The sequence below is a fragment of the Leuconostoc fallax KCTC 3537 genome (genome assembly GCF_000165675.1).
In the GTDB taxonomy this organism is placed as follows: Bacteria; Bacillota; Bacilli; order Lactobacillales; family Lactobacillaceae; genus Leuconostoc_B; species Leuconostoc_B fallax.
The window spans coordinates 66,233-81,616 of the sequence record NZ_AEIZ01000010.1; the positions used below are offsets into that span (position 1 = coordinate 66,233).

Annotated in this window: 13 protein-coding genes, 3 pseudogenes and 1 riboswitch; of the genes and pseudogenes, 4 read left to right on the forward strand and 12 right to left on the reverse strand. The window is 37.2% G+C overall.

The genetic code is table 11. The features are described 5' to 3' along the window. Window positions 1-25: 25 nt before the first annotated feature. The 8 genes from LEUFL_RS12355 to LEUFL_RS0102585 form a co-directional block, all read right to left on the reverse strand. Window positions 26-268, reverse strand: coding sequence for a hypothetical protein (locus tag LEUFL_RS12355; RefSeq protein ID WP_050792567.1), 243 nt, complete (start codon window positions 266-268; stop codon window positions 26-28). Continuing rightward, a complete protein-coding gene (locus LEUFL_RS11100) occupies window positions 243-1,253 on the reverse strand; it encodes a zinc ribbon domain-containing protein (protein WP_050792568.1) in 1,011 nt (336 codons plus the stop codon). Before LEUFL_RS11100 ends, LEUFL_RS12355 begins: the two co-directional genes overlap by 26 nt. 2 nt (window positions 1,254-1,255) lie before the next feature. Further along, window positions 1,256-1,564 carry a hypothetical protein gene (locus LEUFL_RS12360; RefSeq protein ID WP_050792569.1) on the reverse strand — a complete coding sequence of 103 codons (309 nt, stop codon included), beginning with the start codon at window positions 1,562-1,564 and terminating at the stop codon, window positions 1,256-1,258. A 9-nt stretch (window positions 1,565-1,573) separates the two neighbouring features. Continuing rightward, the gene (locus LEUFL_RS0102565; protein ID WP_010007260.1) at window positions 1,574-2,464 is read right to left on the reverse strand and encodes a hypothetical protein; all 891 of its coding nucleotides are present in this window, start codon (window positions 2,462-2,464) and stop codon (window positions 1,574-1,576) included. A 108-nt stretch (window positions 2,465-2,572) separates the two neighbouring features. Beyond that, entirely contained in the window at window positions 2,573-4,012 is a 1,440-nt protein-coding gene (locus tag LEUFL_RS0102570) for an amino acid permease (protein ID WP_010007261.1), read from the reverse strand. Window positions 4,013-4,124: 112 nt separating this feature from the next. Beyond that, a riboswitch (Lysine riboswitch) is annotated at window positions 4,125-4,294 on the reverse strand. Between the two features lie 41 nt (window positions 4,295-4,335). After that, window positions 4,336-5,514: an MFS transporter gene (locus LEUFL_RS0102575; RefSeq protein WP_010007262.1), complete on the reverse strand. Its 1,179-nt coding sequence runs from the start codon at window positions 5,512-5,514 to the stop codon at window positions 4,336-4,338. Between the two features lie 242 nt (window positions 5,515-5,756). Continuing rightward, entirely contained in the window at window positions 5,757-6,290 is a 534-nt protein-coding gene (locus LEUFL_RS0102580; RefSeq protein ID WP_010007263.1) for a GNAT family N-acetyltransferase, read from the reverse strand. Continuing rightward, entirely contained in the window at window positions 6,291-6,776 is a 486-nt protein-coding gene (locus LEUFL_RS0102585; RefSeq protein ID WP_010007264.1) for an MscL family protein, read from the reverse strand. 509 nt (window positions 6,777-7,285) lie between these two features. Here LEUFL_RS0102585 and nrdI point away from each other — a divergent pair. The 4 genes and pseudogenes from nrdI (at window position 7,286) to nrdF (ending at window position 11,928) form a co-directional block, all read left to right on the forward strand. Further along, on the forward strand, window positions 7,286-7,741 hold the full coding sequence (gene nrdI, locus LEUFL_RS0102590; RefSeq protein ID WP_010007266.1) for a class Ib ribonucleoside-diphosphate reductase assembly flavoprotein NrdI: 456 nt from the start codon (window positions 7,286-7,288) through the stop codon (window positions 7,739-7,741). Between the two features lie 19 nt (window positions 7,742-7,760). Beyond that, window positions 7,761-9,970, forward strand: a pseudogene (gene nrdE / locus LEUFL_RS11105) (class 1b ribonucleoside-diphosphate reductase subunit alpha). 92 nt (window positions 9,971-10,062) lie between these two features. Then, window positions 10,063-10,952, forward strand: a pseudogene (locus tag LEUFL_RS12365) (ribonucleotide-diphosphate reductase subunit beta). Window positions 10,953-10,972: 20 nt separating this feature from the next. Further along, window positions 10,973-11,928, forward strand: a pseudogene (gene nrdF / locus LEUFL_RS11115) (class 1b ribonucleoside-diphosphate reductase subunit beta). Between the two features lie 36 nt (window positions 11,929-11,964). On the opposite strand, the gene LEUFL_RS0102615 reads toward nrdF, so the two are convergent. From LEUFL_RS0102615 to LEUFL_RS0102630, 4 genes are read right to left on the reverse strand one after another with little or no spacing between them, the layout of a single operon-like run. After that, window positions 11,965-12,627 carry a Crp/Fnr family transcriptional regulator gene (locus tag LEUFL_RS0102615; RefSeq protein ID WP_010007270.1) on the reverse strand — a complete coding sequence of 221 codons (663 nt, stop codon included), beginning with the start codon at window positions 12,625-12,627 and terminating at the stop codon, window positions 11,965-11,967. A gap of 18 nt (window positions 12,628-12,645) precedes the next feature. Further along, complete coding sequence (locus LEUFL_RS0102620) at window positions 12,646-13,188, reverse strand: ferritin family protein (protein WP_010007271.1); 543 nt, start codon at window positions 13,186-13,188, stop codon at window positions 12,646-12,648. Between the two features lie 2 nt (window positions 13,189-13,190). Further along, window positions 13,191-13,418, reverse strand: coding sequence for a heavy-metal-associated domain-containing protein (locus tag LEUFL_RS0102625; protein WP_010007273.1), 228 nt, complete (start codon window positions 13,416-13,418; stop codon window positions 13,191-13,193). Between the two features lie 43 nt (window positions 13,419-13,461). Further along, window positions 13,462-15,309 carry a heavy metal translocating P-type ATPase gene (locus LEUFL_RS0102630; RefSeq protein WP_010007275.1) on the reverse strand — a complete coding sequence of 616 codons (1,848 nt, stop codon included), beginning with the start codon at window positions 15,307-15,309 and terminating at the stop codon, window positions 13,462-13,464. Window positions 15,310-15,384 lie beyond the last annotated feature (75 nt).

The following is a 15,384-nucleotide window of genomic DNA, read 5'->3' on the forward strand; positions in this document are numbered from 1 at the left end:
AATAAAAAAGTAGCCTTAGCCACTTTTAGTTGACGTTATCATCTTCAGAAATTTTCTTTTGATTTGGATCAATGCTATCAATTTGCCACTTATCTTTGGACTTATTATATACAGTATGGGCAATTAATTCGAAGGTTTGATACATATCCCCATAGGTGTCGTTATCATCATCTGTATCAGAAGAATAATAGAAATCATACTTGATATGGAAAACAACATTTGCTGCTGCTTTACCTGTTGGTTCAACTTTTTTGCACAGAAGTATCACTAAATGAAATCGAATCTGCATTACGCTTAGAATCATGCAAATTATGTTGAATCATCTTCTTAAAATCTTGATAACCTTTGTTTTGAACACCACCAGTGAAAACAGTATCCGCATCACTAGGATCACTTTCATTTGATGCATAGCTATTCATGAGCGATGACATATCAGAAATTAAGCTATCTGCGTCGGTTTGTGTTAAAAGCCCTTCCGCATCCAATGTCAAATAATCATCATCATTGACATCTGTCAGGGGCGTTGATTTTGTGCGTAAAGTGTCACTGCCAACTTGCTTTTGCACATAAACATTAGCACCCTTACTTACTGCCACATGATTAACGTTGGCTTTACCATTTTCAATCATCCCAATTTTATTGTTACCAACGTAAACGTCACCACCTTCTAAGTTAGACTCAATCGTAAAACTAATAAAGGTAATACTGAGGTCAACGTTTTTCTCTTGGCTACCACCAATAAAATTCGTGTTGCTCGTCTTAACACTACCGCCATTAATTGAGCCTGTTGCTGTGAAATTATATTCACCTGGTATTTGATGTTTCAAGGTTGTCGCATACCCGTCAGAATCCGTTGTGAGTAACTTTTTACCATTGAGACCGATATTAATATCTTTATGGTTTGTTGTGAGATGAATATTAACTGGCTTGGCTGTCAGTTGATAATTTGGGAATATTAAGAACTTATGCCCATTGTTTTGTAATGTTAAACCATCTGTACCAGTTGAAATCCAAGAGCGAAGCGCTGCATCACTCATCTTTTCACTAGACAAATACTGTACCATCGGTTGTAAATCACTTTTAGTGACACGCTTATGTGTATCAGACCACACCATTTGTTGCGCGTATTCACTGGTATCATAACTTTTAAGCGTTTTAACCGCACGTTCCATGCTACTTGATCTTGAATAATAATGATTACCAATAAGGTACCCAGCAATGATGGCAACCACTGCGATTGCGACAACAATCAAAGTTATTTTTTACCTTTTGACATAGGTGGCGTTGGGCGTGAGACGATTGTTGCTGATTGCTTTTCAGTAGCTTGTGATGTTGTTTTTTGAAAATCATTCTGTTTAGCCGCTGAAAATTCCTGCATTGATGGTCGTCGACCATTTTCTTGCTCAAATTGCTGTGCCCATTGTTGTGCTATATCATTTGTATGATGATCATCGCGTTCTTGTGTGCTAAACTGTTGTGCTTTAGCCGCACTAAATTCTTCTATTGTCGGTTCACGACCATGCTCTGCTTTAAAGTTGTTAAGCCATTCTTCTTTTGTCGTCATTTGATTCTCCTAGAAATCCAATCCTGCAAACAAACTTTTAAACATTGGTGCCACAATAAAACGAATAATCAAATAACTTAAGATACCTGTGCCAATTTGTTGGCATAATTGCCACCATAACGTATCAACTTTGCCTTCAAGCTTGTTGGCCGCATTAACTAAAGTAAATTGACCAATAGCCAAAATACTACTACTTAAAGTCAGCAAGAATGTCACCAGTCCAACAGTTGCAATTAAGAAATAAATCGCACTATCCATATTATCTAAACTATTTAATGTTGACGGTGTAATCGGTATCAAAAACGATGCAATAAAAGCAACAATATTAATACCTAATACAATCGCAAACCAATTAAGATAGCGCATCAACGCATCATAAAAGCGATAAGTGACTTTAGTTGTCCAGGCTAGTATTGGCACTCCCGCAAAATAAATCAATGCAAATGTAATCCAAAGCATTAATAATCCCGATGTTAAATACTGGCTAGCAGCATGAACCAAACTATCGCTGGTACCAGTAAAGGAGCCAACTGTTGCTGCAGCCGCATTGACAATACGACGGCAAAAATTCCAAACAGTTAACGCAGCAACTAAGCTTGCCAATGCATATGTGATCCATAAAAAGGTAGCCGAGAACTGCTCGTCTAGCATTGCATGCTTGGACGGCATCATCATACGATCCTTTAGCCATACAAAATAATTACCTGCATGCTGTTTAGCTGTTGAATAAGCATGATTCACATCCTGAGAAAGCTCACGTTGTGTTGTCGCACTATTAGCCACTTTTGAATGACTAAGGCTGATATCACCCGCTTCAATTGCTGCCAAAATTTCATCCGCTGTTGGTTGGCGATGATGCATTAATTCAAAATATTCAATCCATTCTTGCTTGTTAGCCATATGCCTCTTCCATTTAATCTTCATTTAATCTATTTACAGTTTAACGTTTACAAATACAAAAGGTCAATAAAAAAAGCATAGCAGCATTGCGCTGTTATGCTTTTTACTTTAGTCATGTCCTTGTGGTGTTAAATCAACATCTTCTAATTTAATTAATCTGGTACGATGCCGAATCTTATATGTGACATACAAAATAATAAACAATGGCACACTCAGATAAGTTAAGCCAATCTTTTCAAGGTTAAGCGTCGTAAAACTATGCGGATCTTGACCAACAATCACACCGATTGAAATAATCAAAGCAAGTAATGGGCCAAAGGGGAACCATTTTGCCTTATATCGTAAATCTTCTAGGCGCTTACCCTGCTTCATATAAGCACGTCGGAAGCGATAATGTGAAATTGCAATACCAACCCAAGCAATAAAACCGGTTAATCCACTTGCACTCACTAACCAAGTATAAGCTACGGCGCCACCTTTAGCATTAGCCACAAAAGCTAATAATCCAATAGATGTTGTCATAATAAGTGCTGGGACCGGCACACCACGACTTGAAATTTTAGCGAAAATCTTAGGTGCTTCACCCTTCAACGCCATTGCGTATAACATACGTGTTGAGGCATATGAACCAGAATTTGCACTCGAAATAATTGATGTTAAAATCACTGCATTCATTAAACTGGCGGCAAAGGCAATACCTGCATTCTTAAAGACAATTGTAAATGGTGATACTGCAATGTTTTCTGTTGAAGCACTTAATAGACGTGGATCTTGATAATAGACCAAGGCGCTGATCACAAAGATCGCAAAGATGTAAAATAGTAAAATCCGCCAAAAAACTTGATTAATGGCTTTGGGAATACTTTTATTGGGATCTTGTGCTTCACCAGCAGTAATACCAATTAATTCAGTACCTTGGAAACTGAAACCAGCTAGTATGAAGACCGACAAAACTGCCTGCCAACCACCAACGAACCCGTGTTGTCCAACACTCAAATTTTTCATTACATCGATATTTGAATGAATCACACCAAATATTGTCGCAACACCCATTAACAAGAAAGCAATAATTGTAATCACTTTAATCATGGAAAGCCAAAATTCTGTCTCACCAAAAGCACCAACTGAGAATAGATTAATAAGAAAAATTAGACCCAGAGCGGTAGATGAAAAAATCCAGCTCGGTATATCAGGGAACCAAAAATTAGCCACCAATCCTACAGCTACGATATCAACAGCTAAGGTAATCGCCCAGTTAAACCAATAGTTCCAGCCCATTGCAAACCCCAATGCTGGATCAACATAACGGCCGGCATAATCAGAAAAACTACCAGATGTTGGTGAATAAGTCGCCATTTCACCTAAACTTGTTGTCAAGAAATAAACCATGACGCCCATCGCAATGTAGGCTACCATTGCACCCATTGGGCCAGCCTGGGCTACAGTTGCACCTGAGGCAACAAACAATCCTGTTCCAATTGAACCGCCTAATGCAATCATGGAAACGTGACGTGTTTTCAGTCCACGTTTCATTTTATTTTCACTCATTGTTACTCCTATGACGTATGATCGATGCATACGTTTTATTTAAGTTTTGTCAAAAAGGGCAATAAAAAACCTCTTGCATTCATCAAGAGGCTACCAAAATCGTTGTTCACGTTTTTAGCAAAGCGCACCACAATCACTTGTGACAGTCCAACCGCTATTAACGATTAGCCCAAATATGAACTACCAATTCATACTTTCGGCAACTTCCCCTTTCATATTACTTCTGCGTGATTGGTTCACTCAATAATATTACTGTTGTCAGTCGCAACCTCTTTGATATCAATAGCATTTTATCATGTCACAACATCAAAAGCAAAGTGAAATTAGTGCGCAAATATGCGTCTGTCACGAATGGAAAACGCAATAAAGAACGAAATGAGCAAAATAACAGCGACCACAAGGTAAGCATAATGCTGATTAACATCTAGTAGCATCCCCGACATAATCGGCCCCACAACATTACCAACACTCGTTAATGACATGTTAATACCACTCACCAGACCTTGTTGGCGACCCGCCATCTTAGTAATCAAGGTTGTAATTGCTGGCCGTAACAAGTCAAATGCAGTAAAGACAATTAGTGTAGCCACGATAACGGACCACTTCGCATGAACAAAAACAATTAAGACAACGCCTATAAAACCGAAAAAGAAACAAAACTGAATAATTCGGCTTTCTTTAAAACGATTCACCAACGGTTCAAAGAACACAACTTGGGCAATCAACGAAATAATACCATTTAAAACTAACACAATCGCAATATCATCTAAGTCAAAATGATGCACACTATTGACATAAATACTATATACGCCTTCAAAACCAGCTAATCCAAAGGATGACACTAAAATCATGAAGAATAATAAAAGCAGCGATGTCGGAAATGACTTCATAACCGCCCAACTACCTAATTGGGGACCTTGATTCTGTGCTTGTGCTTCATCTTCAGAAATTGGTGCATTAGATAATGCCGTCAATGCTACGATGGCACTGATCAACCCTAAAACTGCTGCGCCCCAGAAAGGTAATTTATAATCAATGCGTGCCAGTACGCCACCAATACCAGGACCTAAAATCAAGCCACCACTAAAGGCGGCTGATAACCAACCAATCACTTTAGCGCGTTGCTTCATCGTTGTTAAATCAGAAGCCAAGGCCATTGATGTTGGGATGACCATAGCTGCTGAGATACCCCCGACAATTCTTGAGATGTTTAGCATTGCCAACGTATTTCCCAGAGCAAAAATCACCTCTGATATTGCATATAGTAACAAGCCAAATATAATAATCTGCTTACGCCCAATACGATCAGAAATACGGCCAACTAGTGGTGAAGCCAAAAATTGAGCAAAGGCATACAAAGCATTCATAATTCCCATATCCGTTGCTGTTAAATGTAATAAATTTTTGATATACGGAATGACTGGAATGACCATACTGATCCCCAGACAAATCAAAAAATTACTTAATATTAAAATACCAATTGCCCACTGCTTCGTCTTCATACTTCACCTCATATTAAAATCCACTAAACAATATTGTCCGCTTCATTGTCCTTTCTTATCACATTACCTCATCCTCATGAGCAATTTAAAAAGCCGAAGAGATAGCTATTATCAGCTATTTCTTAGGCCCTTAATGTCAGTAAAAGGTTGATAGTTCATGTTGATCCATCTATTTAGTTCTCAAGCTATTATTTAGTAAGTCTATACAAAAAAGAACCTGCCGTCAACTGAAAATGACATATCTATGGTAATACAATTTGATAAGCCCATCTTTTGTTACGGCTATTTCCTGAATCACCATTGAGCCATACAATACCACGATAGTCAAAACCACTTTTTTGAATGACATGTTGCATCCCCAAATTGTCAGGATGTGTATCAATTCTAATATCCTTAAAACCATCATGATACGCTATCGTCATTAATGAACTCATCAGTATTTGCGCTAAATGTTGACCGCGAAACTGCTCAGATACCGCCGTTCGATGTACTGCAACATAAGCTTGATGGGAACTAGAACACCACTGTCCATCAATTGCTGCATAAGTCGGATCCCCTTGTGTTGCTAAAACACCTACCGCTGCAATACGTGTGTCACAAATCAGTACGTAGCTACGCTGTTGTATAATATCGGCCTTAATACTTTCTTCATCTGGATATCCATCTTGCCACTGGTCAATCTGCTGCTGATGCAAATATTGTTTTGCTGCTGCATAAATAGCAAGCATCTCTGGTAGATCTGTTAATGTACTTTTTCTTAAATACTGCACCATCATTCAGTCACCTTTTGTTTGATTTTGTTCAATAAGTTGTTTCAATAATGCATTTGTTTCTTTTTGCTCTTGATGCAGTTGTGATATTTCCTCTAAACGTGCATCATATCCAAATCGTTCGGTCTTATCTTTTGCCAAAATATTATTAACAAGTTGTAGAAAGAAAAATACTGCACCAGCAATTAAAAGTAACGAACCTAGTGATTGTAAAAATTCTTCAAGGGGAATAATATGCCACTTCATCTCATGCTGTTTACCAAAAATGGCGGTCGTCAAAAAAGAAAAAATACCAAATATCAATGAAACGAACGCCTTAACAAAGCCAGAAAAACTTGCACCAATAACAACACCAATTGCTGTTCCAAGTAGGCTACCGCTCAACAAAAATTTTTTAAATTCTTGCATTTTATAAAAAGATTTACTGAAAACCTTGTTTGTCTGTCGATTAACATCTTTAATTGTTGCACCAAGTTCTGTTTTGTATTTCATTGTCATCCTCATAATTTGCATGATAAATGCTGATAATCAAAATATATTATTATCCCATAATATAAAAATTAAGTATATCAATCAAGTCAATTCCCCCGCTTATTTTAATCATTTTCTCATCTATTTCATGACACCTGTCATTGTACCTAGCGGCTCAGTAAAGCATGCATGTTATCGCCAAAATGCTAGCGTTGATTTTTTAATGTTATATATACCCTTATTATCAAGATGAGATGACGTTTCATGACATCTACCACCAGAATAATAATTTAGATAATGGACACGCAAACTGCGCTAGTTAACTAAAATTAAACGCCGGTATCATGAGAACCCTTAAATATTATTTATTAAAAACACAGCAGTCGCGCTATAGTCGATAAACTCAACTTCAAGTACTTATAATGTCATTGCAAACAAATTATACCCAATGCCATAATGATGTGGTGCAAAACAACGGCCGTTTACAGCACTAATTTAATCATATATATATGTCGAATAGGAGAATATTAGTGACTGAAAGTCTAGATATTATTTATATAAGCCTTAGTGGTAATACCGATATTTTTGTTAAACGCTTGGCACATCACCTTACTGATATCAATCAAGCTTCATCTGATATGCAACTCGTTAATGTCAAGTTTGTTGATGATTTTTATACTGTCACAAGACCGTTTATTGCGATATTACCAACCTATCTTAAGGGTGGCAATGGTACTGATAATGGCTTTGAAGAAATTTTAACAGACAAACTACGCCATTTTTTGGCGTATCACGATAACTATCGCCTTTGCCAAGGCATTATCGGTAGTGGTAACCGTAATTTCAATAAGCAATTTGCCTTAACAGCCAAGCAATATGCTGAACAATTCTCATTTCCAGTATTAGATGAGTTTGAACTTAGAGGCAATAAATATGATATTGAACGTATTACCAATACAATCATCAATTTAAAACAAACGAATTAATCATTATGGAGGCCGTTGTATTTTGACAAACACAAAGCAACACATTAAGAAAACATATTTTTATTTAAACAACGAATTAAATATCCCCGAAAATCATCAAATTCCTTTATATAAAGACAAAGAAGCTTTAGAAGCTTTTCTGAAGGAAGAAATTGCACCGAAAACCATGGCGTTTACCAGCTTAAAAGAAAAGCTCCATTTTTTGATCGACCATGATTATATTGATGAAACCTTGCTTCAAAAATATCCAGTATCTCCACAAAATAGCGATACTGATTTTAACTTTGATTTTTCTTTTATCACAGCACTTTTTGATAGGATTAATCAATTTCATTTTCAATTCAAGAGCTTTTTAGGCGCCTATAAATTTTATAATCAATTTGCTCTAAAAACCGATGACAATCAATATTACTTAGAAAACTATGCTGATCGTGTTGCACTAAATGCACTGTATCTTGGTAATGGTGATAAAACGTTAGCATTAGCTATGGCTGAAGAACTCATTACGCAACGCTACCAACCAGCAACACCAACTTTTTTAAATGCAGGTAGAAAACGTCGTGGTGAGATGGTCTCTTGTTTCTTAATCGACATGGATGACTCAATGTTGGGTGTCGGCCGTGGTGTCAATTCAGCTTTGCAACTCTCACGTTTAGGTGGTGGTGTTGGCGTTAACCTATCCAATATGCGTGCTGCGGGCGATCCCATTCGTCATATTGAAAATTTGTCTTCGGGTGTCGTACCTATTATGAAATTATTAGAAGACTCCTTTAGCTACAGTAATCAATTAGGTCAACGTAATGGTGCTGGCGTTGTTTATTTAAATGTATTTCATCCAGATATTCTCTCTTTCTTGTCCACTAAAAAAGAAAATGCTGATGAGAAAATCAGAGTTAAGACCTTGTCGCTAGGGCTTGTTGTACCAGATAAATATTATGAACTACTCAAAACAAACTTACCCATGTATTTGTTTAGCCCTTATGATGTTGAGCGTTATTATCACAAGCCTTTTTCATATATTGATATCACTCAGGAATACGACAATTTAGTTAACAACCCCGAAATACGCAAAACTAAAATTAATGCGCGTGAATTAGAACAAGAAATTTCACGACTACAACAAGAATCTGGTTATCCCTATATTCTCAATATTGATACTGCTAATCGCTATAATCCGGTAACCGGTAAAATTATCATGAGTAATTTGTGTAGTGAAATTTTGCAGCCACAAGAACCTTCAACACTCAATATTGACTTGTCATATGACCAAGTTGGGACGGATATTAGCTGTAACTTAGGGTCAACAAATATTCAAAATATGTTAACGGCACCTGATTTTGGTCAATCAATCATCAATGCGGTTAAGGGATTAACAACGGTGACAGATCATACCAATATTGAAGAAGTCCCAACGATTCAAAAAGGTAACGCTTTATACCATACAATTGGCTTAGGAGCGATGGGCTTGCATACAGCACTGGCTTGCCATGAAATCATGTATGGTTCTCCCGAAGCATTAGAATTTACAGATGCTTACTTCTTAGCACTTAATTATTACTCATTGGTCGCTAGTAATGAAATTGCTAAGGAAAACAAACGACGTTCAAAGACTTTGAAAAGTCGACATACGCCGATGGTAGTTATTTCGATCAATATCTCCAAAAACCATTTACATTTAAGTCTAATCAAGTAGCAGAAATCTTTAAAAATATCCAATTACCAACCATTGCAGATTGGCAAACGTTAAAACAAAATGTACAGCAATATGGTTTATATCACCGTAATCGCCTAGCAGTTGCGCCCAATGGTTCAACGGCCTATATCAATGAGACAAGTGCATCATTGCACCCCATTACACAGCTTGTGGAGCATCGTCAGGAAGAGAAAGTTGGCGCTATTTTCTATCCGGCACCTTATCTTTCTAATAAAACAATGCCCTACTATCAAGTTGCCTACGAAATGGATCAACGTAAGATTATTGATACTTATGCAGTTGCTCAAAAACACATTGATCAAGGTATGAGCTTAACACTCTTCATGCGTTCAATTTTGCCAAAGGGATTATACGAATGGAAGAATGATGATAATCCAACGATGACAACCCGTGATCTCAATCATTTGCGCAACTATGCTTGGCGTAAAGGCATTCGCTCACTTTACTATGTGCGTACATTTACTAATGATTTAGAAATACACACTGCTAACGAATGTGAATCGTGCATGATTTAATGAGGAGATAAGATATGAAGGATTATTTATACTACCGTGCTATTAACTGGAATGAAATTGAAGATACACTTGATCAATATACTTGGCAGCAAATGGTTGCTAATTTTTGGCTAGATACTCGAGTCCCTGTCATTGAAGATAAAACAGGATGGGAAGCATTAGCACAAGATGAACACGACGCATTAGCACAATCATTGGCTGATTTAGCCACACTAGAAAGTTTCCAATCAGAAATCAGTTTACCAACATTACAAAAAACAGAAGAACACAAGAAGAGTCTTCTGTCTTTAATAACATGACATTCATGGCATCAGTACATGCTAAAAGTATGAGTACTATCCTGTTAGCCTTTCAAGATAAAGCAGTGGTCAAAACATTATTTAAAAATGCTGGTGAAAACCCACAACTACAGGCTATGATTGCGACACTACGTAACATGTATGACAGCGATAATGTACTAGAAAAGCAAGCCGCTAACGTCATCATCACAACTTGTCTGACGTATGTTCATCTTTTTGATCTTTTTGAATTATCACAAGCTTATGATTTAAAAAATATCACTTTCATTGGCGAACTGATTATCCGTGACAATGCTATTGCAGCCATCTATACCGGTCATAAATTCAAGTTGAACTTTAACGAGGCCACACCGACACAACAGGCACATATTCAAGATAAAGTTACCCAAGTTTTGCAAAGTATTTTAACACAAGAAACCGCACGTTTAACGGCTAATAGTTGGGAAAACCAATATCAAAATGACGTCTTATCGCTATTGCAATTGGGTATTGACCGGACATTGACACTATTAGGTTTGGAAAATACCATGGCTTTGGTATTCAAAGCAACAACGCCAAGTACAACTTATACCAAAATCAATGCACAAGTTGTCGATGAAAATCAATTTACGCATGATGCCAGTCAGTATACGGTTGCACAACATAATACTGAAAATATGGATAGTCAAGATTACAATTTTTAAAATTGGGGGATAACGATAAGATGGCAAAAAATTATACAGCAATTAACTGGGATGACATTGAAGATGAATTAGATGAATTTGTTTGGGATAAGGCAACTGCCCAGTTTTGGCTAGATACACGTGTACCAGTTTCTCAAGATATGTCAGATTGGCAAAGTCTCACTGACGATGAGCGCGATGTGGTCAAAAAAGCAGTTGGTGGTCTTGCACTATTAGACACACTACAATCTGAAGCTGGCTGTCATGTTATGCGTGATGATGTGTTAACACGTAAAGAAACAGCTGTACTTAATGACTTCTTATTAATGGAGTCGATTCATGCAAAGAGCTACGGCACTATTTTAACTTCTTTGAACGTGCGCAAAGATATCGATGCCATTTATTCGTGGATGAACAATAACGAAAGAATGCAGTATAAAGCACAAGTCGTTAACGAAATTTATAAAACCGGAGATGGCTTACAACAAAAAATTGCCAGTGTCTTCCTGGAAGGTATTCTATATTATAGTAACTTTTTTACACCATTATGGTATTTGGGTAACAATAAACTAGCTAATTTAGCTGAAATTATTAAATTAGTCATTCGTGATGAATCTGTCCACGGGACTTATCTTGGCTACAAATTCAAACTCGGATACCAACAGTTATCTGAGCCAGAACAAAAAAGCTGACGGATTGGATGTACCCTGTTCTTGATGACTTGTTAGAAAATGAATTTGCTTATACAGATGACTTATATGCCAAGATTGGTTTGGCCGAAGAAGTCAAAACATTTGTTAAGTACAATGCCAATAAATCACTACAAAATATGGGATTTGACTCGCGTTATCCAGACATTTCACTAGAAGATATTAATCCGATTGTGATGAATGGCATCTCTAGTGAGACTGCAAACCATGATTTCTTCTCACAAGTTGGTGCTGGTTACTTAATGGGTACTGCTGAACCAATGGTTGAAGATGATTATGATTTTTAATGCCAACAAAAAACCGCTAAATAGCGGTTTTTTATTTTATAAATACATCTCTTGTAACGCCGGTATATTCAAAAGCTTAATATGCATATGATTTCTAACAACCAGTTGGTGACGTTCTAGCAATTTCAACTTGCGTGAAATTGTTTCAGGTGTCGTTCCTAAATAGGTCGCTAACTCTTTTAATTTATAAGGCATTGTTATGTCACTTTGATTTTGTTCTTGCTGTAACATCATCAGGTAGGCTGCAATACGTGCCTCAACACGACTAATAGCTAGAATCTGACGATGTTGCTCGAGATGATTTACTTTTTCAATTGTCAATTGTAACAATTGAATACTTAAACTTGGATACTGTAATAATAATTGATTAAAATTCTGATAGCGAATCAAACACACTTCAGAATCAACACGGGCCTGTGCATATAAGGTTTCATTCTTTTGGCCAAATAACCAGCGTTCCCCCGCATATTCACCAGCACTAAGTACTCGTAGTAACTGTTCTTGCCCATCAGTGCTTAACTGAAAGATTTTAATACTACCACTTTTAATCATAATCATTTGCTGTGACATTAATGGCGAAAAAACCATTTCACCACGCTTAACATAATGATATTCAACTAATTGTTCAATTTTTCTTTGACTTGCTAACCCTAGTTGCTTGAATAAGGGGACTAACTGGACACATAATTGTTCACTCACATTCATTCACCTTTATTTTTAGTCATCATCATCGTCCTCTTCATACAGCCCTTCTCGTATATCATGATTCAAGAAACGTTGTGTCAAACTAATTTGTTGTGCTATCCAAGCATACAATAACTTCAAGACCGCTGACAATGCCAATTTACCTTCTTTATCGGCCAAAGCGATAGCTTTAACAATAAAGAGCAATTGGGTATCAAAATCTTTAACTAAATCAAATAACTGTTGCTCTCCCGTAGCATATTTTTGTGCGCCTGACTCCGTTAAAGCAGTATATTCTTGGAACTGGGTTGTCAGTGTCGCCACCATTTCTTGTTCACTGATTAAAATATCGTTAATTTGGTTTAAAAAATCCTGTTCCTGATTGATCCATTCATCAGCATATTGTCTGATAAATAGTGTTTCTGATCCTTTAATAAACCATTTTGCCTGCCTAATTTTTAAGCTATGAATCACTAAATTCGCAACAATATGACTCGTCATTGCACCTGCTGTTGGTGTATGATGATCCCTTTGACTTTTGGTTTGTTCAGCTTCAAATAATGCTTCGTTTGTCATGACTACTGCTCCTTAATTGTAATTTTTTCGACTGTATAACCGAGTTGCTCAATAATATGTGCTAAATCTTTTGCTTGAATCTTTTCTTGATCAATAACTGTCTTTAATTTTCCAGCATTAAATAAAGTTTGCACATCTGTAACACCTGTTTGTTTTTCAATAACTTTTTGAATTTTAGTGAGACATGAAGGACAAGATAATTGTCCTAAGGTCATCGTTACCTTAACCATGATTTCCTCTTTTCTTAAATAATACTTTATCAATAACTATTCACTATAAGCGTAATAATCGAACGCCATTTAAGGTAACAACGATAATACTTAATTCGTGAATCAACATGCCTGATGCCATGAAGATATAACCGGTGAACAGCCCAATTAATAAAAATACAACGGTTAGCATCGCAATAATAATGTTTTGATACATATTCATGGCCGTAGCACGGGCAATTTTGACTGCCAAAGGTAATTTATTTAAGTCAGCATGCATCAAAACAATGTCAGCGACATCCATTGCAATATCTGTACCATTTCCCATGGCTATCCCCACATTGGCTGTCACCAAAGCTGGACTATCATTGACCCCGTCGCCAACAAATGCAACACGTTCTCCGTGTGATTGATATTGCTGGATGAGCGCCATCTTGTTTTCTGGTAAACAATCACCATAAGCTTGGGTTAACTTTAATTGGTGTGCCACTATTTCAACAGCTCTTTGCTGATCACCTGACATCAAAACCAGCCGTTGATTATCCAGCTCTCGTAGCTGTTGCATAATCTTTGTTGCTTCAGGCTTAAGTGGATCATGAATGCCTAATAACAGATGCAGTTGATGATTCATTGCAACATAAACTAATGAATAGCCTTCTCGTAGAAAATAATCAGTATCTTGCTGACCAATCGTCAAATCAATGTCGTAGTCGTGCATTAACTGCTGATTACCGACCACTACTTGTTGTTGTCCTACATTGGCAACAATCCCTTTCCCTTTGATGACCACCGTTTTATCAATCGGCATCAACTCAAGCGTTGTATATTCTTTCTGAATCGCCTGTGCTAATGGATGGTTAGACTCGTGCTCTATACTGGCAACTATGGCTAAATTCTGCATTTCAAGGCCTTGATAATTTTGAACCGCAGTTACTGTTGGCGTTCCTTTTGTTACGGTACCTGTTTTATCAAAAGCAAATGTTGTCACTTTTCTCAATTGAACAAGTGCTTCACTTCCCTTTACTAAAATGCCATGCCTTGCCGCAACACCAATACCTGCTACGGTAGATACTGGTACACCAATCACAAGCGCACCTGGGCATCCCAATATCAGTACGGTTATTGCTAAGCGAATATCTCGTGTTACAATACCGATCAAAACGGCCAGTACGAGTACAACTGGTGTGTAATATTTGGCAAAACGATCAATTATTTGCTGTGCTTGCGATTGACTATCCTGAGATGTTTCAACTAAATCAATGATTTTCCCAAAAGCCGTATCCTCACCAACTTTATCGGCTTGAATGACTAAAGTACCACTATCCAAACTCGTCCCAGCAAAAACATTCTGTGCCTGTGATTTAAAATTGATTTTTGATTCCCCAGTAATGCTTGCTTCATTAATGGCGCCCTCACCGTTCACAATTTTACCGTCTACTGGAATTTGCGAACCGGTTTTAACCAATACATAATCACCCACTTGAATATCATCAATATCAATCAGCTCAAATATTCTACTGGTTGGTGTTGAGATACGTAATGCTTGTTTGGGCATTAATTGAACAAGCTGTGCAATGGCTGAGCGTGTTCGGGTTAAGGTTCTAGCTTCTAAAAAGCGACCCAAGGCAAATAGCCACACCACAATACCAGATTCACTAAATTCCCCAATCAAAATAGCACCGATAACTGCGAATGAAACTAAAAGCTCGATGGAAACGACTTTATATCGTAAAGCCGAAATACCTTGGATAACAATTGGACTCCCCCCGAGAATCGTAACAACCAGCATGATAAAATGCCCAATCATCCCGTTTCCCAACCAACCACTTACAAAAGATACAATAATCAAACTTGTCATTAGCACGATGTAAATCTTTTGATGTTGGTTTGTCAATTGTAATATTTTCAACATACTTTCCTCCTCAACTACTAGTTTAGTTGAAGCGCCTTTTATTTTAATTGACGGTTGTCAAGTTTTCGGTCTTAA

Excerpts from the sequence above, each read along its gene's own strand:
- LEUFL_RS0102570 (WP_010007261.1), bottom strand. The coding sequence starts at position 4,012 with ATGAGTGAAAATAAAATGAAACGTGGACTGAAAACACGTCACGTTTCC.
- LEUFL_RS0102630 (WP_010007275.1), bottom strand. The coding sequence starts at position 15,309 with ATGTTGAAAATATTACAATTGACAAACCAACATCAAAAGATTTACATC.
- LEUFL_RS12360 (WP_050792569.1), bottom strand. The coding sequence starts at position 1,564 with ATGACGACAAAAGAAGAATGGCTTAACAACTTTAAAGCAGAGCATGGT.
- LEUFL_RS0102625 (WP_010007273.1), bottom strand. The coding sequence starts at position 13,418 with ATGGTTAAGGTAACGATGACCTTAGGACAATTATCTTGTCCTTCATGT.
- LEUFL_RS0102565 (WP_010007260.1), bottom strand. The coding sequence starts at position 2,464 with ATGGCTAACAAGCAAGAATGGATTGAATATTTTGAATTAATGCATCAT.
- LEUFL_RS0102580 (WP_010007263.1), bottom strand. The coding sequence starts at position 6,290 with ATGATGGTGCAGTATTTAAGAAAAAGTACATTAACAGATCTACCAGAG.
- LEUFL_RS0102585 (WP_010007264.1), bottom strand. The coding sequence starts at position 6,776 with ATGAAATACAAAACAGAACTTGGTGCAACAATTAAAGATGTTAATCGA.
- LEUFL_RS0102620 (WP_010007271.1), bottom strand. The coding sequence starts at position 13,188 with ATGACAAACGAAGCATTATTTGAAGCTGAACAAACCAAAAGTCAAAGG.
- LEUFL_RS0102575 (WP_010007262.1), bottom strand. The coding sequence starts at position 5,514 with ATGAAGACGAAGCAGTGGGCAATTGGTATTTTAATATTAAGTAATTTT.